The organism is Rhodovulum sp. ES.010 (assembly GCF_900142935.1).
Taxonomy (GTDB): Bacteria; Pseudomonadota; Alphaproteobacteria; order Rhodobacterales; family Rhodobacteraceae; genus Rhodovulum.
Genome location: NZ_FSRS01000001.1, coordinates 1,541,415 through 1,564,053, shown reverse-complemented (window position 1 = coordinate 1,564,053; position 22,639 = coordinate 1,541,415). Strand labels below are relative to the sequence as shown.

The 22,639-nt window shown below is 69.3% G+C and carries 17 protein-coding genes and 2 pseudogenes; 14 read left to right on the top strand and 5 right to left on the bottom strand.

Translation table 11 applies throughout. The features are described from left to right. Positions 1-5 precede the first annotated feature (5 nt). From BUR28_RS19985 to BUR28_RS07590, 7 genes and pseudogenes are all read left to right on the top strand, one after another. Entirely contained in the window at positions 6-689 is a 684-nt protein-coding gene (locus BUR28_RS19985; RefSeq protein ID WP_074219580.1) for a hypothetical protein, read from the top strand. Between the two features lie 211 nt (positions 690-900). Further along, the gene (locus BUR28_RS07615) at positions 901-1,113 is read left to right on the top strand and encodes a helix-turn-helix transcriptional regulator (RefSeq protein WP_074219579.1); all 213 of its coding nucleotides are present in this window, start codon (positions 901-903) and stop codon (positions 1,111-1,113) included. Positions 1,114-1,239: 126 nt separating this feature from the next. After that, positions 1,240-2,169 carry a head maturation protease, ClpP-related gene (locus BUR28_RS07610; protein ID WP_083626508.1) on the top strand — a complete coding sequence of 310 codons (930 nt, stop codon included), beginning with the start codon at positions 1,240-1,242 and terminating at the stop codon, positions 2,167-2,169. Continuing rightward, entirely contained in the window at positions 2,166-2,531 is a 366-nt protein-coding gene (locus tag BUR28_RS07605; protein WP_074219577.1) for a head decoration protein, read from the top strand. Before BUR28_RS07610 ends, BUR28_RS07605 begins: the two co-directional genes overlap by 4 nt. A 40-nt stretch (positions 2,532-2,571) precedes the next feature. Beyond that, positions 2,572-6,357 (top strand): baseplate multidomain protein megatron, encoded by a 3,786-nt coding sequence (locus BUR28_RS07600; protein ID WP_139307520.1) that lies wholly within the window; start codon positions 2,572-2,574, stop codon positions 6,355-6,357. Positions 6,358-6,560: 203 nt separating this feature from the next. Continuing rightward, positions 6,561-7,493, top strand: a pseudogene (locus BUR28_RS07595) (IS110 family transposase). Positions 7,494-7,506: 13 nt separating this feature from the next. Continuing rightward, positions 7,507-8,088 (top strand): annotated as a pseudogene (locus BUR28_RS07590) (IS5 family transposase); the annotation flags it as partial. Between the two features lie 113 nt (positions 8,089-8,201). Here BUR28_RS07590 and BUR28_RS19980 read toward each other — a convergent pair. Both BUR28_RS19980 and rimO read right to left on the bottom strand, forming a co-directional pair. Continuing rightward, positions 8,202-8,408: a hypothetical protein gene (locus tag BUR28_RS19980; protein WP_083626506.1), complete on the bottom strand. Its 207-nt coding sequence runs from the start codon at positions 8,406-8,408 to the stop codon at positions 8,202-8,204. Continuing rightward, positions 8,401-9,783, bottom strand: a complete 1,383-nt coding sequence (gene rimO / locus BUR28_RS07580) for a 30S ribosomal protein S12 methylthiotransferase RimO (protein ID WP_074219575.1) — start codon at positions 9,781-9,783, stop codon at positions 8,401-8,403. Before rimO ends, BUR28_RS19980 begins: the two co-directional genes overlap by 8 nt. Positions 9,784-9,893: 110 nt before the next feature. On the opposite strand from rimO, the gene BUR28_RS07575 reads away from it, so the two are divergent. Next, positions 9,894-11,879: an AsmA family protein gene (locus BUR28_RS07575; protein WP_074219574.1), complete on the top strand. Its 1,986-nt coding sequence runs from the start codon at positions 9,894-9,896 to the stop codon at positions 11,877-11,879. A 154-nt stretch (positions 11,880-12,033) separates the two neighbouring features. Continuing rightward, positions 12,034-12,198, top strand: coding sequence for a hypothetical protein (locus tag BUR28_RS19975; RefSeq protein ID WP_175566912.1), 165 nt, complete (start codon positions 12,034-12,036; stop codon positions 12,196-12,198). A 23-nt stretch (positions 12,199-12,221) separates the two neighbouring features. Here the strand turns inward: BUR28_RS19975 and BUR28_RS07570 are convergent, their stop codons facing one another. After that, positions 12,222-13,421, bottom strand: a complete 1,200-nt coding sequence (locus BUR28_RS07570; protein WP_074219573.1) for a cation:proton antiporter — start codon at positions 13,419-13,421, stop codon at positions 12,222-12,224. Between the two features lie 25 nt (positions 13,422-13,446). Further along, a complete protein-coding gene (locus tag BUR28_RS07565) occupies positions 13,447-14,049 on the bottom strand; it encodes a GcrA family cell cycle regulator (RefSeq protein ID WP_074219572.1) in 603 nt (200 codons plus the stop codon). Positions 14,050-14,226: 177 nt separating this feature from the next. Between BUR28_RS07565 and BUR28_RS07560 the strand changes: the two genes are divergently transcribed. After that, positions 14,227-15,012 carry an ABC transporter permease gene (locus BUR28_RS07560; protein WP_074219571.1) on the top strand — a complete coding sequence of 262 codons (786 nt, stop codon included), beginning with the start codon at positions 14,227-14,229 and terminating at the stop codon, positions 15,010-15,012. 4 nt (positions 15,013-15,016) lie between these two features. Here BUR28_RS07560 and trpA read toward each other — a convergent pair whose 3' ends face one another. After that, the gene (trpA, locus tag BUR28_RS07555; protein WP_074219570.1) at positions 15,017-15,808 is read right to left on the bottom strand and encodes a tryptophan synthase subunit alpha; all 792 of its coding nucleotides are present in this window, start codon (positions 15,806-15,808) and stop codon (positions 15,017-15,019) included. 150 nt (positions 15,809-15,958) lie between these two features. Between trpA and ychF the strand changes: the two genes are divergently transcribed. The 4 genes from ychF to BUR28_RS07535 all read left to right on the top strand — a co-directional run bounded on the left by ychF (position 15,959) and on the right by BUR28_RS07535 (position 22,635). Next, on the top strand, positions 15,959-17,056 hold the full coding sequence (ychF, locus tag BUR28_RS07550; RefSeq protein ID WP_074219569.1) for a redox-regulated ATPase YchF: 1,098 nt from the start codon (positions 15,959-15,961) through the stop codon (positions 17,054-17,056). Positions 17,057-17,102: 46 nt separating this feature from the next. Beyond that, positions 17,103-18,227, top strand: coding sequence for an NAD(P)/FAD-dependent oxidoreductase (locus BUR28_RS07545; protein ID WP_074219568.1), 1,125 nt, complete (start codon positions 17,103-17,105; stop codon positions 18,225-18,227). A gap of 196 nt (positions 18,228-18,423) precedes the next feature. Further along, a complete protein-coding gene (locus tag BUR28_RS07540) occupies positions 18,424-19,515 on the top strand; it encodes an efflux RND transporter periplasmic adaptor subunit (RefSeq protein ID WP_074219567.1) in 1,092 nt (363 codons plus the stop codon). 3 nt (positions 19,516-19,518) lie between these two features. After that, positions 19,519-22,635 (top strand): efflux RND transporter permease subunit, encoded by a 3,117-nt coding sequence (locus tag BUR28_RS07535; protein ID WP_074219566.1) that lies wholly within the window; start codon positions 19,519-19,521, stop codon positions 22,633-22,635. Positions 22,636-22,639: the final 4 nt, after the last annotated feature.

Here is a 22,639-nt window from a genome sequence, read left to right as displayed (position 1 = left end):
GGCGCGTGCACATCGACAAGCTGTATTTCACGCTCCCCGAGGTGCTCGAGCGCTGGCGGATCTCCGAGACGGACCTCGTCTACCTGGCCGAGAACGACAAGCTCCGGCTGTCGGTGCGCGTCTTCGGCGAGCCGGTCGAGTTCGGCGACTACGAGGAAGGACAGGACGGCGAGCGCTTCCGCGTGCCGTGGGAGCAGAAGCCCTTCAGCGGGCTGCTCGACCTGCACGCCTGCGATGTCTTCCAGCTGTTTCGGTGCGGCGAACTGCATGTGAGCGAGTTTCGCACGCCGCGGGCGGACTATGCGTCGCTCTATGGCGATGCCAAGCCGGTCTTCGTGATGATCGGCGATCTGCTGCTAAGGCGCGAGGAGCGCGATCGTTTCGAACTCCAGTCCGGCTTCTCCTCCGGCGGCTCGGCGATGGAGGAGAGCACCTTCATCGCCTCGGCTGACTACCAGGAGGTGCGCTGCAACGGGTACCGCTTCCGGCTCGGTCCGATCCAGGCGCAGGTCGTCCGCGCCCTGCACGAGGCCGCGCAGCGCGGTGAGGCGTGGCAGAGCGGCAAGGCCATCCTGTCCTCGGCGGGGTCTAAGAGCCTGCGCATGGCGGACGTCTTCAAGTCGCAGAAGGACTGGCGGCAGCTGATCCGCTCCGACCGCCGCGGCGGCTACCGTCTCAACATCGACTGACTCGTTTCCCGTCCCCCATGCGCCGTCCCTGATCGCGCTCAGTGTGGGATCGGCTGGGGGATGGAGGGGGATGACGATCCCCCACCAAGCCGTCCAAGCCTGTCCTGCAAGGCCATATCCATCCCCCTCTACATCCCCCTGCGATCCTGACGACATCCCATAGCGGGATTTCGCAATCTCTCTCCGAAGCACACGCAAATGGAGAGAGCCGATGCAGCAGAAGCATTGCCTGAATCAGAAGGAACTCGCCCGTCGCTGGACGATCTCGCATCGCACGCTGGAGCGCTGGCGGTGGGCGGGTGAAGGCCCGGCCTACATGAAGATCGGTGGACGGGTCGTCTACCGGCTCGAGGACATCGTCGCCTTCGAGCGCGACCAGCTCCAGCACACCATGGACACCCAGCCGCGCGCAGGAGCGGCCTGATGGGACGCCTGTCGCCCATCACCGAGGCCGAGGTCGTGCAGCTGCACGGCGCGAACGGGCCGGGGCTCGACGAGGTCGGGCTCGCCGCCTGGATCGCGCAGGCCGAACCCGGCGAGGCTCTGGTCTATCACCGCGGGTTCCTCGCGGTCGACGCCACGTCGGTCATCTCGAAGCTGCCGGCGGTCCGTCTTCGACGCGGTCGCGATCCACAACGCGCTGAAGCGGCACGAGGGCACGGTCACCGTCTGGATCGACGGCATCGCCGCCTCGGCTGCCTCCTACATCGCCATGGCGGGCGACGAGATCGTCATGCCCGAGAACGCCTTCCTGATGATCCATGACCCGGCTGGCCTTGTGATAGGCACGGCCGAGGACATGCGCGCCATGGCCGAGGCGCTCGACAAGGTGAAAGGCAGCCTAGTCACGGGCTATGCCACGAAATCCGGCCGGACGCCGGAGGAGGTCTCCGCGCTCATGGCCGCCGAGACCTGGTTCGATGCATCGAACGCCGTCGCGCAGGGCTTCGCCGACCGGCTGATCGAGCCTGTCCGGATCGCTGCACGCTTCGACATCGGGCGTTTCCGCAACGCGCCGCCGGTGTTGGTGGAGCAGGTCGAGGCCGAGCCGGAGCCCAACGCTGAGAGCGACGGCCGAGAGATCGAAGCGGAGGAGAGTGCCGACGACGTCACCGGTGGCGACGAGGTCGCGGACGCCGAGGACGAGCCTCCCGCCGCCCCCGATGCCCCGCAACCGCCGATCGAGACGCCGCGGCCCAGTGGCGCACCGCCGGACCCGGCCGCGATCCGGTCGGAGGCCATCGGTCATGCCCAGGCCGTCATCGATCTCTGTCGCCTCGCAGGCCAGCCGCAGATGGCGGGTCGCTTCCTCGAACAGGACATGAGCCTAGACGAGGTGCGCGCCGCGCTGCTCGCCGGCCAAGGCCGAGGCGGAGCCCGAGATCGCGCCCCATCACCCGCAGCCCGGCCGCTCGTCGACCGCGCGCCCCTGGGGCGAGATCGTCGCCCGCACCTTCAAGCTGAAAGGATGACACCATGACCACGCTGGTCGAAGGCAAACACCCCGGCGGCTTCCTCGTCTGGGAAGCCTTCCGCGACTACACCCGCGAGACGATCACGGTCGCGGCGGGCACGCTCGAGCCCGGCACCGTTCTCGGCAAGATCACCGCCAGTGGCAAGTACGCTGCCCATGACCCCGCGGCCGTCGACGGCACCGAGACCGCTGTCGCCGTGCTCTGGGGCAAGGCCGATGCGTCCGCTGGAGATGCGGCAGCCGTCGCGGTCGTCCGCGGCCCCGCCATCGTCAACCGCCACGACCTCGTCTTCGCAGGCACGCCCAGCGAGGGCGAGATCGCGGCCGCCCACACGGCGCTCCTCGCCGCGGGCATCCTGGTCCGCTGATCGCGGGCGACCATACGCACCTCGAACCGGAGGCATCCTCATGGCCACCATGGACATCTTCGAAGGCGATGCCTTCACCATCGTCGAGCTCACCCGTGCGCTCGAGAACATCCCCTACAAGCCCGCGCTGCTCTCGGGCTCGACCCTGTTCAGCCCGCGCGGCGTGCGCGCCCGCACCGTCGTGATCGAGAGTCGCGACGGCACGCTCTCGCTGATCCCGTTCTCTGAGCGCGGCTCGGCCTACGAGCAGCCCATCACGGGCATTGGGCGCATCTGGGCGGATGGCAAGCTCCTCGACACCGCTGGCATCACCTGGCGCTGGTATCCGGGCGATGAGAGCCAAACCGCGGACCCGTTCATCGCGGCGAAGATGGGCGCGGCGAGCACGCCCGCATATCGCGGCACGGCCTATGTCGTTTTCGAGGAATTGCCGCTCGGAAGTTACGGCAACCGCCTTCCGCAGCTGTCCTTCGAGGTCTTCCGCCCGCTCGCGGATCCCGACACCGCCGAGGGGCTGACGCAGGCCGTCACCATGATCCCGGCCTCGGGCGAGTTCACCTACGCGACGACGGGCATCCGGAAGGGCAGTGGCGGGGCGCAGACTCCGGAGAACCTGAACGCGCTCTCGGACACCGCCGACATGGTGGTGGCGCTCGACCGACTGCAGGCGATGGCGCCGAAGGTCGAGAGCGTCAGCCTCGTCGTCGCCTGGTTCGGGAGCGACCTGCGCGCAGGCGACTGCACGATCCGCCCCGGCGTCGAGGTTCCCGAAAAGGCCACGAGCCCGCAGACATGGAGCGTGAACGGCGTGAGCCGGTCCGCAGCCCACCTCGTCAGCCGCGACGACCAGGATCGGCCGGTCTATGGCGGCACGCCCTCCGACTTTGCCGTGGTGCAGGCGATCCGGGAGATGAAGGGGCGTGGGCTGCGGGTCACGTTCTATCCGTTCATCCTAATGGACGTGCCGTCCGGCAACACGCTGCCGACCCCGTACAGCGACAACGCCGCCGAGACGGGCCAGCCGGCGTTCCCCTGGCGCGGCCGGACCACCTGCTCGCCCGCGGCGGGCTATGCCGGCAGCGTCGACAAGACTGCCACGGCGGCGAGCCAGGTCGCGGCCTTCTTCGGGGGCGCCAGCCCCTCGGATTTCACCGTCTCGGGCGAGACTGTCTCCTGGACCGGCCCGTCCGGCGACTGGGGTCTGCGCCGCATGGTGCTGCACTATGCAAATCTCTGCGCCGCCGCAGGCGGGGTCGACGCCTTCCTGATCGGAACCGAGATGCGCGGGCTGACCGCGATCCGCTCCGGCGCCAGCGCCTACCCAGCGGTGCAGGCCTTCCGCGACCTGGCGGCCGACGTGCGGTCCGTCCTCGGCGCAGGCACAGCGATCAGCTATGCAGCCGACTGGTCGGAATACTTCGGGCATCAGCCCGGCGACGGCTCGGGCGACGTCTTCTTCCACCTCGATCCGCTCTGGGCCGATCCCGAGATCGAATTCGTCGCCATCGACAATTACATGCCGCTCTCCGACTGGCGCGACGGCTTCGAGCATGCCGATGCGCAGGAGGGCTGGCCCGCGATCTACGACCGGGCCTATCTGCAGGCCAACATCGCGGGCGGCGAAGGCTTCGACTGGTTCTATGCCAGCGCGGCCGACCGCTCAGCGCAGGTCCGCACCCCGATCACGGACGGTGCGGCGGCCAAGCCGTGGGTCTTCCGCTACAAGGATCTGCGCAGCTGGTGGTCGAACCCGCACTACGACCGCCCAGGCGGGGTGGAGAGCGGCACACCGACCGCATGGGCGCCCGAGTCGAAGCCGATCTGGTTCACCGAGCTCGGCTGTCCCGCCATCGACCGGGGCACCAACCAGCCCAACGTCTTCTTTGACCCGAAATCCTCCGAGAGCTTCGTGCCCTACTTTTCCCGCGGCTGGCGGGACGACGCGATCCAGCGGGCCTATCTCGAGGCCAGTTACCTCTGGTGGGGCGAGGCCGCGAACAACCCGGTCTCGTCGGTCTACGGCGGCCGGATGGTGCACGTCCCCGAATGCGCCGCCTGGACCTGGGACGCGCGGCCTTACCCGTTCTTCCCGGCGTTGACCGGCGTCTGGACAGACGGCGGTAACTGGCGGCTCGGACACTGGCTGACCGGACGGCTCGGGGCGGTGTCGCTGGCAGCACTGGTCCGGCATTTGTGCCTGCGCGCCGGGCTACCCGAGTCCCGGATCGACGTCACCGGTCTCTGGGGTGCGGTCGAAGGCTACGCCATCGGTGCGCTGGAAAGCCCGCGCGCGTCCATCACCACTCTGGCCCGCCACTTCGGCTTCGACGCAGTCGAGACCGAGGGCGTCATCCGCTTCGTCATGCGCGGCCGGGCGGCGGTGGCGAGCGTCTCACCGGACGATCTCGTCGCGCCTCGCGAGGGCGACGTCCTCGAACTGACCCGTGGCCAGGAGACCGAACTGCCGCAGGCGCTGAAATGGCAGGTCGCCCGCGCCGATGAGGACTACGACGCGGCCCTCGTCGAGGCGCGGCGCATCACCGTCGACACGACGCGCATTGCGTCCGAATCCTTCCCCATGGCGGTGCCGCCCGAGGAGGCCGAACGGCGCTGCCGGCGCGCGCTGATGGAAGCCTGGACCGGTCGCGAGAGCGCGGTCTTCCGTCTTCCGCCCTCGAGGCTGGCGCTCGACCCGGCAGATGTCGTGTCGTTCGCCCATGACGGCCACTTTGTTCCGCTGCGGCTCGTCTCCATCGCCGATGCCGACGCTCGAGGTGTCGAAGCCGTCCGCCAGGATCGCGAGGCCTACGACCTGCCGCCGGGTGCCCCACGGCCCTCGGCGCTGTCGCAGGCAGTTGTCTTCGGCACGCCCGAGGCTGTGCTGCTCGACCTGCCGCAGCTGACCGAGGACCAGCCGGCGCACCGGCCCTTCGCTGCGGCGCATGCCGTCCCTTGGCCGGGCGAGATCGCGGTGTTCCGCAGCCCGTCGATGGACGGGTTCGAGCTGCTCACCAGCTTCGGCACGCGCGCCCGGATCGGGACGCTGGTCTCCGACTTCTACGCCGGTCTGACCTCGCGGTTCGACCTCGGCAATGCGCTGGTGGTCGATCTGCTGACCGGGACGCTGGAAAGCGTCACGGACCTGACCCTGTTCGGCGGCGCCAATGCGCTGGCTGTCGAGAGCGCGCCCAGCGTCTGGGAGATCGTCCAGGCGGGTGCGGCGGAGCTGCTGGCGCCCGGCCGGTATCGGTTGACCCGGCTGCTCCGCGGCCAGCGCGGCACGGAAGGCGCCATGGGCAATCCCGCGCCCGCCGGCGCGCGGGTGGTGGTGCTCGACGACAGCCTCACATCGCTGCCGATCGCCGAGGCCGATCTCGGCATCCCGTGGAACTGGCGCATTGGCCCCGCGAGCCGGCCGGTCAGCGACGAGACCTATGTCGCGCAGGCCTTCACGCCTGCGGGCGTCGGGCTGCGGCCGTTCTCGGTCGCTCATGTGGAGCAGCCATGGCGCAGGCCGCGTGCGCCCGGCGATCTCACCATCCGCTGGACGCGCCGGTCCCGCGCGCTTTCCGCCGACAGCTGGGGCGGGTTGGAGGTGCCGCTGGCCGAGGAGCTAGAGGCCTACGAGATCGGGATCCTCGACGGCGCCACCGTGAAGCGGGTGCTGTCCACCGCCACCACCAGCGTGGTCTACACCGCTGCCCAGCAGACCGCCGACTGGGGCGGGCCGCTCGCCCCTGGCGACACGCTCGACATCCGCATCTCCCAGCTCTCCGCTCTTGTCGGGCGGGGCACGCCAAAAACCGTCACGCTGACCTTGTCTTAAGAATCTACCCGGCTCTCGTGCGATACGGGAGCCGCTCTCCGGCACCTCATACATGCCGGAGAGCGGCGGGGGTCGGGTCGAAACGCTGAAGGTTTCTCGGAACCGGTCAGAAGTATGATCGCCCCCGCCTTTCGAATGGCCTGAACGGATACATGGGGCGGTGTTGACCGGCCCCGCATGACAAGGACAGGAGACGAAAGGCGATGCAGGATACCATCGGTATCGACATTTCCAAAGATACGGTCGACGTTCACCGTCTGTCGGACGGGACGCACCGGCAATTCGACAACGACAAGGCGGGGCTCGGGAGCCTCCGACGCTAGATTGGCAGAAGGTCGGTTCGGGTGGTCTATGAGGCAACCGGCCGCTACCATCGCGATCTGGAAGGCATGCTGGATGCGGCCGGGCACGGCCTGGTCAAGGTAAACCCGAACCGGGCCCGCAAGTTCGCCCAGGCGATCAGCCAGGGCGCCAAGACCGACCGCGTCGATGCAGCCATGCTTGCGCGCATGGGCGCAGTGCTTGAGCTTGATGCCAAGCCGTCTCACTCAGAAAGCATGCATGAAATCAGAGAGCTGCACGTCGCTCGCCGTGGACTGGTCAAGGATCGAATAGCCTGTCGCAACCGGCTTCATGGTGCCCGCAACAAGGTGGTTCTGGCGCAGCTGCGCGCCCGCCTTCGCCAGGTCGAAAAACAGATCGATCAGATCGACACGGAATTGCGGCGCCTTGTCGCCGCTGATCCGTGCCTCGCCCGGCGCTATGAAATCCTGATGTCCGTGCCGGGCATCGGTCCGGTAGCCGCCGTCGCGATGATCGTCGAGATGCCCGAGCTTGGCGCGATGTCGGGCAAGGAGGCCGCCAGCCTCGCAGGCCTTGCTCCGATCACGCGAGAGTCCGGCAAATGGAAGGGGCGCTCCAAGATCGGCGGCGGACGAGGCGCCTTGCGCACCATGCTCTACCTTCCCGCGCTCGTCGCAATACGCCACAACCGCCAGCTCGGCAAAACCTACGAGACGCTCTGCGATGCAGGAAAGCCCGCAAAAGTCGCGATCACGGCCGTGATGCGAAAGCTGATTGTCCTCGCAAACACCCTGATCCGCGACGACCGGAAATGGGCCGAAATCGCTCCTTGACCTACACGGATAACTTCTGATCGACAGCACCGGCATCAAGGCGGAGGGCGAAGGCGAGTGGCACGCCCGCAAGCATGGCGGCGCGAAACGCCGTCTGTGGCGCAAGATCCACATCGGCGTCGATGAACAGACGCTGGAGATCCGCGCCATCGAGGTCACCGGAAGCCACATCGGTGACGCGCCCATGCTGCCCGAGCTTCTCGACCAGATCCCCGCTGATGTGGAGATCGGCTCAGTCACGGCAGACGGAGCTTATGACACGCGCAGGTGCCACGACGCCGTCGCCGACCGCGGCGCCGATGCTGTCATACCGCCACGCAAGAACGCCAAGCCTTGGAAGCCCTCGACGGCCGGCGCGATCGCCCGGAACGAGGCGCTGCGCGCATCGAAATACCTCGGCCGCGCCATCTGGCGAAAGTGGAGCGGATACCACCGCCGAAGCCGGGTCGAGACGAAGATGCATTGCGTGAAGCTGCTGGGGCAGAGCCTCATGGCGTGCGACTTCGATCGTCAGGTCGCCGAACTCCAGGTCCGCGCCGCCGTCCTGAACGGCTACACCGCGCTCGGCATACCAGTCACAGAGCCCATGGGGTAAGTGCGTCTGGGGAAAGGGGAGGTCCGGGCTTCACGCTCTTTGCGCAACAAAGCCGCTCGAGATGGACCATGGACACAATGGTCCTGTCGCGGTTTGATGCCGCTCTTGGACGACTAACCGACGATAGAATGACGCTGATCGAGCTGGTTGAGAAGCAGGCTGATGGCGACCTCGTCCGCGAGATGCTGGCCTTCGCGGCTGAGCGGATCATGGCAGCGGAGGTCGAAGAGCGGACCGGCGCCGGAGCGGCTCGTGCGGGCGACGCGGACCAGGCTGCGCGGACCGTGCCGGATCGTCCCGCGCGCCGGCGGCTCAGGCATTCGGCACCCGCTCTCCCCAAAGGTCGTAATCGCCCGACTCGTCCACCGCGACCGTCACGAAGTCCCCGGGCGTCAGTCCCTCGGCGTCCGCGTCGATGAACAGGCAGCCATCGATCTCGGGCGCGTCGGCCTTGGTGCGGCAGGTGGCCACGCCGTCGGCATCGACCTCGTCCACGATGACCTCCAGCCGCTGGCCGACCTTCGCGGCAAGCTTTGCCTCGGAGATCGCCTGGGCCTTTTCCATGAAGCGGTGCCAGCGCTCGTCCTTCACCTCTTCGGGCAGGTGATCGGGCAGGGCGTTCGACCGGGCGCCGGCCACGTTCTCGTACTTGAAGCATCCCACCCGGTCGAGCTGCGCCTCGTCGAGCCAGTCGAGCAGCGTCTGGAATTCCTCTTCGGTCTCGCCCGGATAGCCCACGATGAAGGTGGAGCGGAGCGCGATCTCCGGGCACATCTCCCGCCAGGCCGCGATCTCGTCCAGCGTCTTCGCCGCCGCGGCGGGGCGGGCCATCCGCCGCAAGGTCTCCGGGTGGGCATGCTGGAACGGGATGTCGAGATAGGGCAGCACCAGCCCCTCGGCCATCAGCGGGATCAGGTCGCGCACATGCGGGTAGGGATAGACGTAGTGCAGCCTTACCCAGGCGCCGAGCGAGCCCAGGTCGCGGGCGAGGTCGGTGATATGCGCCCGGTGGCCCTTTTCCTCGGCATGTTTGAGGTCGACCCCGTAGGCGGAGGTGTCCTGGCTGATGACCAAGAGTTCCTTCACCCCCGCCTCGACCAGCCGTTCGGCCTCGCGGAGCACGGCATGGGCGGGGCGCGAGACCAGCCGCCCGCGAATGTCGGGGATGATGCAGAACTTGCACTTGTGGTTACAGCCCTCGGAGATCTTGAGATAGCTGTAGTGGCGCGGCGTCAGCGACACGCCCGAAGCGGGCAAGAGGTCCACGAACGGGTCGGGGTCGGGCGGCACGGCGGCATGGACCGCGTCCAGCACCTGTTCGTATTGGTGCGGCCCCGTGACGGCCAGCACGGTCGGATGCGCCCCGGTGATGTAGCCGGGGTCCGCCCCGAGACAGCCGGTCACGATCACCCGGCCGTTCTCGGCCAGCGCCTCGCCGATCGCCTCCAGGCTTTCGGCCTTGGCGGAATCGAGGAACCCGCAGGTGTTCACGATCACCGCGTCGGCGCCCGCGTAATCGGGGCCGATCGCGTAACCCTCGGCCCTGAGCCGCGTCAGGATGCGTTCGCTGTCCACCAGCGCCTTGGGACAGCCGAGCGAAACCATGCCGATGGTCGGCTGGCCGGGGCGGGGGGCGTCCGCGATCCGGGCGCGGGGCGCGAGGTCGGGGCGCAAATCGGGCGGGTTGGTCACCATGGCCCCCATATAGAGACCGCGACGGCCGTGGGAAAGCACATGGCGCGCTTGCCGAGCCCCGCGCGCCCTGCCTAGAGTCGGGAGGACCGTAGCCCTGTCGGAGCCAACCCATGCGCTGGATCGTCCGTCTTGTCCTTGCCGTCCTGGTGCTGGCCGCGCTGATGGTGGGGGCGTTGTTCCTCTTGCCCGCCGGGAAGGTGGCGGGGCTCGTGCAGGACAAGGTCCGCGCGGCCACCGGGCGCGAGGTCACCCTGTCGGGCCGGTTGCGCCCCTCGCTCTGGCCGAATGTCGGGGTGGCGACGGGGCCGGTGACGCTCTCCAATGCCGCTTGGTCGGATGAAGGGCCGATGCTGGCGGCCGAGGGTGTCTCGGTCGGGCTCGACCTGCGCGCACTTCTGGGCGGCGATATCGTGGTGCGCGACCTGACGGTGCAGGCGCCCCGGATCGTGCTGGAGCGCGCCGCCGACGGGCGGACGAACTGGGTTTTCGAAGGCAAGGCTGCACCGAGCGGCGCGGTGCCCCAGGGCGGTCCTGAGGCGGGGCCGCGAGGCACCGCGCCCGCCGTCACGCTGGACCGGGGCGAGATCGCCGACGGCACGGTTCTCTATGTCGACCATGCCACCGGCGCCCGGACCGAACTGGACGGCCTTGACGTTCGGCTGGCGCTACCCGCCATCGACGGACCGGCCGATATCGTCCTGTCGGGGCGGGTGAACGGGCAGGCGGTCGACCTTGCGGCCCGGGTCGCGCATGTCGGCGATTTCGCCGGCGGCGCGGTGTCGGGGATCGGCCTGGAAGCATCGCTCGGCGCCGCGCGCTTGGTCTTCGACGGTCGGGCCGGGATCGACCCGGTCGCCGCCGAAGGTGCGATCGAGGCCGACCTGTCCGACCTTGACGCCCTTTTCGCCGCGCTCGGGCGACCGGTGCCGGACTTGCCTGCGGGCGTCGGCCGGCGGCTCGGCCTCGAGGGGCAGGTGACCTATGCGCCGGGGGGCTCGCTCCACCTGCGCGATGCGACCTTGCGGCAGGACGCCAACGTGATCAGCGGCGCGGCCGATCTGACGTTGGCCGGCAAGCCGCGCCTCACCGGGCGGTTCAGCGCCGGCGCGCTTGACCTGTCGCCTTTCACGGCGGGCGAGGCCCACGGGACCGGCGGCGGCGCGGGCGGGGGCAGCGGCGGCGCCGACGATGGGTGGTCGACGGAACCCATCGACGTCGGCGCCCTCGGCGCGCTGGACGCCGAGGTGGCGGTCTCGGCCGACAGTGTCGATCTCGGCACGGCGCTGTTGGGGTCGACGCGCATCTTGGCCACTCTGACCGACCGGCGGCTGGTGGTCGAGCTTGAGGAGGTGCGCGCCTATGACGGGCGCGTGACCGGCAATTTCGTCATCAACGGCCGGGGCGGCCTGTCGGTCGGCGGCGACCTGACGGTGGCGGGGATGGCGATGCAGGGCCTGCTGTCCGACCTGGCCGATTACGACCGGTTGCTCGGCCGGGCCGACCTGCGGCTGGAGTTCCTCGGCTCGGGCAACTCCATGGCCGCGATCATGGACGGTCTGTCGGGCGGCGGCTCAGTTGCCTTCGGCCAGGGCGAGCTGCGCGGGCTGGACCTCGTGGGCATGCTGCGGACGCTCGACACGTCCTACATGGGCGAGGGAGCCAAGACGATCTTCGACGCGATCAGCGCCAGCTTCACCATCGAGAACGGCGTTCTGCGCAACGACGATCTTTTTTTCCTTGCGCCGCTTCTGACCGCCGCGGGCAAGGGCAAGGTGGGGCTCGGCCGCCGCACGCTCGACTACCGGGTGGTGCCCGTGGCGCTGCCCGGCGCGGATGGCGAGGGTGCGCTGAAGGTGCCGCTTCTGATCACCGGCACCTGGGTCGACCCGGAGTACCGCATCGACCTTGAAGCGTTGGCGCGCGAGCGTCTGGAACTCGACGCGCAGAAGCAGGCGCTGGAGGAAAAGGCGCGCGAAAGCGTGGCCCGCGAACTGGGCGTGGACACCGAGGAAGGCGAGAGCCTCGAGGACGCCGCGCGGCGCAAGCTCGAGGAAGAGGCGAAGAAAGGGCTGCGGCGTCTCTTCGGGGGCGACTAGCCCGGTGCGGCCGGCGTGAGCGGGCGGTGCCGCCGCGCCGGGACGCCGGCGGAGGCGGCCAGAAACGGCCCTTTTTACCCGATCTTAGGAAAGTCGCGCGACGCCTGTCAGCGCCGCGGCGGCGCGGCTTTCGCAGGCGATCGGGGACCATGGCATGGGCGGCAGGGCGATTATCGTGGGGGCGCTCGTTGCGCTCGTGCTGGTCGGGGCGGAGGCCCAAGGCGCCGCGCCGGAATGCGATGCGGAATGCCAGCGCGATCTGCGGGAGAAGATCCTGCGCGACCTCAGGGCGCTGAACGATGGCGAAGTGATGGCCTGACCCGAGGGCCATGCCGCGCACGTTCAGTCGGGCCGATCCGGCATGCCGGGTGTCCCGCCGCGGCCGCCCGTCTCGCCGGCGAGGCGCAGCGCGGTGCGCGTCAGGATGGGACCCGCGAGTTCGAAGGCGACGGTGGTGGCCACGCTGAGCGTCAGGATCGTTCCGGCGAGGTCGGGCATGGCCTGTGCCGCGACCAGCGCCATGCCCAGGGCAACCCCCGCCTGCGGCGTCAGGGCAAGCCCCGCCAACAGCCCGCGGCGGGCGCCGATCCCCGCGACAAGACCGCCCGCGACCCCGCCGAGAAGCCTTCCCGCAAGCCGGAGGACGACCAGCGCGGCCCCCAGCGCACCCGCGCCCCAGAGGGCCGCGGGGTCCACCGCCGCGCCCGCCAGCACAAAGAACAAGATCAGGACAGGCCAGCTGAGATGCTCGATCTCGTGGAATGTCGAACTGTGGTGACGCGCGAGGTTCACGATCACCGCGCCCGCAGCCATGCCGGTCAGCAGGAACGACACGCCGAGCCACAGCGAGAGCCCCGAGGCCAGCAGCACCAGCCCCAGCGCCTCGGCCACTGTCGGCTCGCCCGGGCGGATGCGCCCGGTCAGGTAGGCGGCCGGAAGCCCCAGCGCCGCCCCGAGCCCGAGCGCCAGCGCCACCTCGGCAAGCCCCGCGCCAAGCCCGGCCGCCAGCCCGCCGCCCTCGGCCGCGACGAGGCCCAAGATCACGCTGAACACCATCACGCCCCAGGCGTCGTCGATCGCCACGACGCCCAGCAGCGTGCGCGTCATCGGCCCCTTGGCGCGGCTTTCGCGCACCACGTCCTGGACCGTCGCGGGGTCGGTCGCGAGCGCGATCGCGGCCAGCAGCAGCGCCGGCGCGAGCGCCAGGCCGAGGGCCAGGAGGCCGCCCGCGATGATCGCCACCGACAGGAGCGTGACCGAGACCGACACCGCCAGGATCGCGCGCCCCTGCTCGCGCAGCGCCTTGCGCGACAGCGTGCCGCCCAGGGCGAAGGCGACCATGGTCAGGGCAAGCTCGGCGGTGACCTCGCGCCAGCGGGCGGTGTCGATGGGCAAGAGGTCGAGGCCCGCGGGGCCGATCGCCAGCCCGAAGAGCACCAGCAGGGTGATGCGCGGCAGCCGGGTGAACCGGCCGAGCGCGTCGAGCGCGAGGCTTGCCAGGAGGAGCCCGCCGAAGGTGATCAGAAGCAGGCTCAACGCCATCCCGGCGCCGCCGCGCTCCGGCGCCCTAGCGCCTGCGGTCGCGCCGCGTGCTCATCGGCTGGAAGGCGACCGAGACATGCGCCTCGCAATAGGGCTTGCCCTGCTGCACCGGCAGCCCGCAGAACCAGAAATCCTCGGTCGCGGGGTCGCCGATCGGCCATTTGCAGGTCCGCTCGGTCAGTTCCATCAGCGTGAGCTTCTTCGCGCTCTTCTCGACTTCGCGGACGGAGGCGAGGGTCTCGGGGCTGATCTCGTTGGCAGAGGGTTGCGGCGGCAGCGGCTGGCCCGCGGGGACGACCGCCTTGCGGGTCGCCGGCGGCTGGGCCGCGGGCGCGGGTGCCGCCGGCGCGGCGGCCGCGGCGGGGCGCTCGGGCTGCTTCTTCTCGGCGACCGGTTCGGGTGCGGGCTTCGCGGCGGGCGCCTCGGTCTCGGTCCTGGCGGGCTTTTCCTTGACGGGCGCGGGCTTGGCGGTGCCGCCGCCGGCGCGGTTCGACAGGCCGAGGCGATGCACCTTTCCGATCACCGCGTTGCGCGTGACGCCGCCCAGTTCCTTGGCGATCTGGCTGGCGGACTGGCCTTCGGCCCACATGCGTTTGAGCGTTTCAACGCGTTCTTCGGTCCAGGACATGGCGGTTCCTTGGATGGTTTGACGGGCGGCGGGGCGGGCGCATCCCAAGGCCCCGGCGGCTTGAGAATTCGAGTGAAGCCCTATTCTAATCCGGGCGCGTTCGGGGATACAAGCGCAAGCCAGAGATAGGAGGGCAAGCGTATGGACGCAACACGTACCGATCCCCCGCCCGCCGGAATGGGCATGCGCCGTTTCGGGCGCGTGAACTGGATGGGGCTGTACACCCTGAGCGCGCGCGAGATCCAGCGTTTCATGGCGGTCTGGACCCAGACCCTGGCCGCGCCGCTGGTGACCGCGGCGCTGTTCCTCGGCGTCTTCTCGCTGGCGATCGGCCCGACGCGCGGCGAGGTGATGGGGGTGCCCTTCGTGCAGTTCCTGGCGCCCGGCATCCTGATGATGACGGTGATCCAGAACGCCTTCGCCAACACCTCGTCCTCGATCGTGATCTCCAAGGTGCAGGGCAATATCGTCGACACGCTGATGCCGCCGCTCTCGCCGGGCGAGCTGTTGATCGGCTACATGGCGGGCGGCGTGGCAAGGGGCGTCTTCGTCGCGCTGGCCGTGGGCGTGCTGATGCTGACCGTCCTGGGCATGGGAATCGCGCATCCGGTCTGGGCGTTCGTTTTCGTAGTCCTCGGCGCGGCCTTCCTCTCGGCGCTGGGGATCGTGGCGGCGATCTTCGCCAACAAGTTCGACCAGATGGCGGCGATCACGAATTTCATCATCACGCCGCTGAGTTTCCTGTCGGGGACCTTCTACTCCATCGAGCGGCTGCCGCCCACGATGCAGACGATCACCCATTTCAACCCGGTCTTCTACCTGATCGACGGGGTGCGTTACGGGATCATCGGCCAGTCCGACAGCTCGCCCTGGCTGGGGCTCGTCGTCTGCACCGCAAGCACGGGGGCGGTGATGGCGCTGTGCTGGTACTGGTTTCGCAAGGGCTATCGCCTGAAGGCGTGAGCGCTCAGGCCCGGTGGGCGCCCGCGGCGAGCCCGGCGACATAGTCGAGTATCTCGGCCACCGGGCGGCCCTCCTCGATCTGCTTGACGATGGCCGACCCGACCACGGCGCCGTCGGCCACGCCCGCGATCGCCTCGGCCGCCTCGGGCGTCTTGATGCCGAAGCCCACGATGACCGGCAGGTCGGTCCGGTCCTTGATGCGCGCGACCTCGGGGCCGACATCGCCCGCCTGTGCCTCGGCCGCGCCGGTGATGCCGGTGATCGAGACGTAGTAGACGAAGCCCGACGTGTTCTGCAGCACCTTCGGCAGGCGCTTGTCGTCGGTGGTCGGCGTGGCGAGCCGGATGAAGTTCAACCCGGCCTTCTGGGCGGGGATGCAGAGTTCCTCGTCCTCCTCGGGCGGCAGGTCCACGACGATCAGCCCGTCGATGCCGGCGGTTTTCGCGTCCTCCAGGAAACGGTCGACGCCGCGATTGTAGATCGGGTTGTAGTAGCCCATCATCACGATGGGCGTCTCGTCGTCGCCCTTGCGGAAGGCGCGCGCCATATCGAGCGTCTTCTGCAGCGTCTGGCCTGCCTCCAGCGCCCGCTGGCCGGCCAGCTGGATCGTCGGGCCGTCGGCCATCGGGTCGGTGAAGGGCATCCCGAGTTCGATGATGTCGACGCCCGCCCCCGGCAACCCCGTCACGATGTCCAGCGAGGTGTCGTAATCGGGATCGCCCGCCATGACATAGGCGACGAAGGCCTTGCGGTTCTCGGCGCGCAACGCGGCGAACTTGGCATCGATCCGGGTCATGGATGGCTCCCCCTCTATCCGTCAGAGCGGTTTGCGGCAGAGCACGGGGAAAATCAATGGGGCGAATTCGCGGGCCGCGGGGCCGGGTCGCTTGACCTTGGGCGCCCGCGCCCCCTACATGCGGCCGACCCTCAATCGAGAGACAGGCACATGGGCTTCAAGACCGGGATCGTGGGATTGCCGAACGTGGGCAAGTCCACCCTTTTCAACGCGCTGACCCGCACCGCGGCGGCACAGGCGGCGAACTTTCCCTTCTGCACGATCGAGCCCAATGTGGGCGAGGTGGCGGTGCCCGATCCGCGGATCTACAAGCTGGCCGAGATCGCCGGGTCCAAGCAGATCATCCCCGCGCGGATGACCTTCGTCGATATCGCCGGGCTGGTGAAGGGCGCGTCCAAGGGCGAGGGGCTTGGCAACCAGTTCCTGGCCAATATCCGCGAATGCGACGCCATCGCCCACGTGCTGCGCTGTTTCGAGGAGGACGACGTCACCCATGTCGAGGGCCGGGTGGACCCGGTCGCCGATGCCGAGGTGATCGAGACCGAACTGATGCTCGCCGACATGGAGTCGATCGAGAAGCGGCTTCAGAATATCGTGCGCAAGGTGCGCGGCGGCGACAAGGAGGCGGTGCAGCAGGAACGCCTGTTGAAGGACGCGCTTGCCGCGCTGGAGGACGGCCGGCCCGCGCGCACGGTCGAGGTGGCCGAGGACGACGCCAAGGCCTGGGCGATGCTGCAACTGCTGACCGCCAAGCCGGTGCTTTACGTCTGCAACGTTTCCGAGGACGAGGCGGCTGCGGGCAACGCCCATTCCGAAGCGGTGGCGAAGATGGCCGAGGCGCAGGGCGCGGCCAGCGTGGTGATCTCGGCCAAGATCGAGGAGGAGATCAGCCAGCTCGACGCGGACGAGGCCGAGATGTTCCTTTCCGAACTCGGGCTGGAGGAGGCCGGGCTCGACCGGCTCATCAAGGCCGGCTACCGACTGCTGGGCCTGCAGACCTATTTCACCGTCGGCCCCAAGGAGGCGCGGGCCTGGACGATCCCAACCGGCACGTCGGCCCCCAGGGCCGCCGGGGTCATCCACGGCGATTTCGAGCGCGGCTTCATCCGGGCCGAGACCATCGCCTATGACGATTTCGTCGGCCTGGGCGGCGAACAGGCGGCGAAGGACGCGGGCAAGATGCGCTCCGAGGGCAAGGGCTATGTGGTGCAGGACGGGGACGTGATGCACTTCCTGTTCAACGCCTGACCGGGGGCGCCGGGCCGGCTGTCCGCCCGCGCATCGGGAGAGGCCAGTGCAGGATTTCGATGCGATCGTGATCGGCGCGGGGGTCGTCGGGCTTGCCTGCGCGGCGGCGCTGGGGGCTGCGGGCCGGTCCGTGCTCGTGCTGGAGCGGGCGGGCGACGTGGGCGTCGGGATATCCTCGCGCAACAGCGAGGTGATCCATGCCGGGCTCTACTATCCAACCGGCAGCCTCAAGCACCGGCTGTGCGTGCGCGGGCGGCGGATGCTCTACGACTTTCTCGCCGAGACGGGCGTGCCCTACCGCAAATGCGGCAAGATCGTCGTGGCGGTTGACGCGGACGAGGTGCCCGAGATCGAGGCGATCGCGGCGCGCGCCGCGGCCAACGGGGTGGAGGGCGTGCGCCTGATCGACCGGGCCGAGGTCGCCGCGCTCGAGCCCGAGGTTCGCGCCGAGGCGGCGCTGCTCTCGCCCGAGACGGGCATTCTCGACAGCCATGCCTTCATGCTGGCGCTCGTGGCGCGGATCGAGGCCCATGGCGGCGATATCGCGCGCCGCACGCCGTTCCTGCGCGCCGAGCCCGAGGGGCAGGGGTTCCGCGTCTGGGCCGGGGGCGCGGAACCCGCCGAGGTCACGGCCGCGATGCTGGTCAACTCCGCCGGCCTCGGTGCGGCCGGGACGGCGCGGCGAATCGGCGGGCTGGACCCGGCAGCGATCCCCCGGATGCGCTTTGCCAAGGGGTGCTATTTCGGTCTGACCGGGCGGGTCCCGTTCTCGCGCCTGGTCTACCCGGCACCGGTCGACGGCGGGCTGGGGGTGCATGCGACGCTCGACATGGGCGGGCGCGTTCGGTTCGGCCCCGACGTGGCCTGGCTGCCCGACGGATGCGATGCCGACGCGGTCGACCTCTCGGTCGATCCGGCCCGCGCGGCGTCTTTTTACCGGGCCGTGCGTCGGTACTGGCCGGGGCTTGCCGATGGCGCGCTCTACCCGGATTACGCGGGCATTCGACCCAAGCTGCATGGCCCCGGCGCGGCGCCGGCGGATTTCGCGATTCAGACGGTCGCGGACCACGGCCTGCCCGGTCTCGTCAACCTGTTCGGACTCGAAAGCCCGGGCCTGACCGCGTCGCTGGCCGTGGGCGAGGCCGTGCGGGACGCCCTGGAGCGGCAGTAACCCGACGCCGTGGGCAGAGACGGCCTGGCACGCGCGACGCATGTCGCGCGCGTTCAACCGGGCGCTGCCGTCGATGCGGCAGTCCGTGCAGCCGCGCTGTGCCATCTGGCGTCGATTCCCGTACACGAATATTTGACCGGCCGCCTTTTCGGGCTACTAAGACCGTGGATCGGGACGATCCAATGGGGTGCGCGGGATGAAACTTTTTCGTTTTCTGATGATGTGCGTCTTTCTGGCCGGCGCCGCCCGGGCGCAGGACGCACCGCCCCCCGCGGTCGTCGCGATTCCGGCCGAAATCCGGGCACTCAGCGAGACGGTGACATTCAACGGCCGCCTCGATGCCGATCGCCGCGTGGCGCTGGTCGCGCGGGTTGGGGGCGTGCTCGAGGAGGTCGGCTTCGACCCCGGTGCCACGGTGGAGGAGGGGCAGGTTCTGTTCCGCATCGAACCCGACCTCTACGAAACCGCGGTCAAGGAGGCCGAGGGGGCGCTTCGCGGGGCGGAGGCGGCGCGCGACCGCGCCCGGCTGGAACGCGACCGCCAGGCCGAACTTGTCGCGCGCGAGGCCGCCGCGCAGGCCGCGCTGGACAATGCCGAGGCGGACCTGGCGGCGCGCGAGGGGGATGTGACGCGCCTTTCCGCCGCGCTGGACCGCGCCCGGATCAACCTGTCCTATACCGAGATCGCCGCACCCTTCGCTGGCCGGATCGGCGTCTCCCCCGTGGATGTGGGCGCCCTGATCGCGCCGGAGACCGGCGCGTTGGCGACGCTGACGCGTCTCGACCCGATCCATGCCGAGTTCTCGGTGCCGACCGCGGTGCTTCGCAACTACCAGGACCGCGTCGCGGCCGGAGAGGCCAGCGTGGTCGACGCGGTGACCCTGGAGCTTGCCAATGGCGGCACCTACGACCGGTCGGGCGATGTGGATTTCGTCGACAGCGCGGTGAGCGCCGGCACCGACAGCGTCACGCTGCGCGCGCGGTTCGAGAACCCCGATGGCGTGCTGCTCGACGGCGAACTGGTCCGGGTGACCCTGGTTGCCCAGAAACCGCAGGGCGAGTTGGCCGTGCCCCAACAGGCGGTGCAGCGCGACGTGCAGGGCGCCTTCGTGCTGGTCGTGGCCGAGGGCGAGGTGGCCGAACAGCGCCGCGTGAGCGTGACCCGCAGCACGCAGGGCTACGCGGTGATCGGCGAGGGATTGTCCGAGGGCGACCGGGTCATCACCGAGGGGCTCAACAAGGTGCGCCCGGGAGCCGTCGTCGACGCGGCCCCGGCCGGGGACGGCTGACCCATGCTGGCCGATACCTTCATCCGCCGCCCCCGCCTGGCCGGGGTGATTTCGATCGTTCTGTTCCTGGCCGGCCTGATTGCGCTGACACGCATGCCGGTCGAGCAGTTCCCCGACATCGTGCCGCCGCAGGTCTCGGTCACCGCCAGCTATCCCGGCGCGGGGGCCGAGGTGGTGGAACAGACCGTGGCCCAGGTCATCGAGGACCAGGTCATCGGCGTCGATGACATGATCTACATGTCGTCGACCTCGGGCGCGGACGGCACCTATATCCTCAATATCAGCTTCGAGGTCGGCACCGACCCCGACATCGCCACGGTCAACGTGCAGAACCGTGTGGCGCTGGCCGAGCCGCTGCTGCCGTCCGAAGTGCGCCAGACCGGCGTGCGGGTGGCCAAGAAATCCTCGTCGTTGCTGCTGGGCGTGGCGCTCTATGCCCGGAATGACAGCGTCACCGGGGCCGACCTTACCAACTATGCCCGCATCAATCTCCTCGATGCGCTCAAGCGCGTGGAGGGCGTCGGCGACGCCTCGATGTTCGGCGCCAACCAGTTCGCGATGCGCGTCGATCTCGACGTGGAACGCCTGGCGGCGCTGAACCTCACGCCGGGAGACGTGATCGCCGCGCTCAAAAGCCAGAACTTGCAGGCCGCGATCGGGCGGGTCGGAGGTCAGCCGGTCACGCGGGACCCGGGGCTCCAGCTCAACATCTCGACCAAGGGGCGGCTGGAAAGCCCCGAGGAGTTCGCCCGGATCATCGTGCGCGCGACGCCGGAGGGCGGCGTGGTGCGCGTGGGCGACGTGGCCGAGGTGAGCCTCGGCGAGCGCAACTCCGACGTGACCACCAATTTCAACGGCGCACCCGCGACGCTGGTCGGCGTCTACCTCGCGCCGGGCGGCAACGCCATCGCGGCGGCCGACGGTGTCAAGGCGGCGATGGAACTCGCGGCCGACCGCTTCCCAGAGGGCATGGCTTACGAGGTGGTCTCGGACAGTTCGACCTTCGTCGAGGAAAGCATCACCGAGGTCGAGCACACGCTGTTCGAGGCGTTCATCCTGGTGGTGATCGTGGTGTTCCTGTTCCTCGGCTCGCTCAGGGCCACCATCGTGCCGCTGATCGCGGTGCCGGTGGCGCTGGTCGGCACCTTCGCGGTGATGCTGGCGATGGGCTTCACGCTGAACACCGTGTCGCTGCTGGCCCTCGTGCTGGCCATCGGGATCGTGGTGGACGACGCCATCGTGGTGGTCGAGGCGGTCGAGGCCAAGATGGCCGAGAACCCGTCGATGGCGCCCGCCGAGGCCGCGTCCGCCGCGATGGGCGAGATCACCGGGGCCATCGTCGCGATCACCCTGGTGTTGTTGTCGGTCTTCGTGCCGGTCGCCTTCATCCCCGGCATCTCGGGGCAGCTTTTCCAGCAATTCGCGGTGGCGGTGTCGGTCTCGATGGTGATCTCGGCGATAAACGCGCTGACGCTGTCGCCCGCGCTGTGTGCCATCGTGTTGAAACCCCACCATGGGCCCAAGACGGGCATCATGGGCCGCATCTCGTCGGGCATCGACGCCGCCCGCGACCGCTATACCGCCGTCGCCGGTGCGCTGGCCCGGCGCGCGGTGCTGGGGGTGGCGCTGCTGGTGGGCGCGCTGGTCTTGACCGGCGGGCTGTTTCGCGCGGTGCCGTCGGGCTTCCTGCCGTCGGAGGACCAGGGCTCGTTCATCGTCGAGACGCGCCTGCCCGAGGCCGCCTCGGTCAACCGCACCACCGCTGCGCAGCGGGAGGTGGAGCAGTTGCTTCTCGGCCTGCCGGGGGTCGAAAGCGTCACCTCGGTCACCGGGTTCTCGATCCTCGACGGGATCACCAAGTCGAACGCCGCCTTCGCGCTGGTGTCGATGGATGATTTTGCCGAGCGCACGACCGAGGAGACCTCGGTGTTCAACGCGATCGCCCAGGCCACCCGGCAGGGCGCGGCGATCCGCGAGGCGCAGGTGATCGCCTTCAACCTGCCGCCCATCGCTGGGCTCGGCAGCGGTTCGGGCTTCGAGTTGCAATTGCTGGACACGCAGGGCAGGCCGGCCGACGAACTGGCCGGCACCGCGCGCGGGCTCGCCTTCGCCGCGAACGGCGACCCGCGGCTTTCCGGCGTCTACACCACGTTCTCGGCCGGCAGCCCGCAACTGTTCCTCGATATCGACCGCGAGCGGCTTTACGCCCTCGGGATCCCGGTCTCGGACGTGTTCGCGGCGCTGCAGCCCACGCTGGGTTCGGCCTATGTCAACGACTTCAACCTGTTCGGCCGGTCCTGGCAGGTGCGGATGACCGCCGCGCCCCAGGATCGCGACGGTGTCGACGACATCGCCCGCATCCATGTCCGTTCGGCGAGCGGCGAGATGGTGCCCGTGGGCGCGTTTGCCAGCGCCGATTACACCGTCGGGCCGATGTCGCTTCAACGCTACAACAACCAGCGCGCCACCAAGATCAGCGGCGAACCGGCGCCGGGCGTGGCGTCGGGCGATGCGCTGACAGCCATGGAGCAAGTCGCCGCCGCCAATCTGCCGCCCGGGTTCGACGTCGAGTGGACGGGCACCGCCTTGCAGGAAAAGCAGGCGGCGGGGCAGACCGCGACGATCCTCGCGCTGGCGGTGCTGTTCGCCTATCTCTTTCTCGTTGCGCTTTACGAAAGCTGGACGATTCCCGTTCCGGTGCTGCTGTCGGTGACCTTCGGGGTGGCGGGCGCGATGCTGGGGCTGCTGCTGACCGGGCTGCCGTTCAACATCTACGCGCAGATCGGGCTGGTGGTGCTGCTGGCGCTGGCGGCGAAGAACGCGATCCTGATCGTCGAGTTCGCCAAGGCCCGGCGCGAGGCGGGTCTGGGGATCGTGGATGCCGCCATCGCCGGCGCGCATGCCCGGTTCCGGGCGGTGATGATGACGAGCTTCGCGTTCATCGCGGGGCTCATTCCGCTGGTCACGGCCGAGGGCGCCTCGATGCTGTCGCGCCGCGCGGTGGGTACCGGGGTCGCGGGCGGCATGCTGGCCGCCGCGCTCGTGGGCATTTTCATCATCCCGGCGCTCTACGTCGTCTTCCAGACCCTGCGGGAAAAGGTGAAGCGCCGCGCCGCCTGACCGG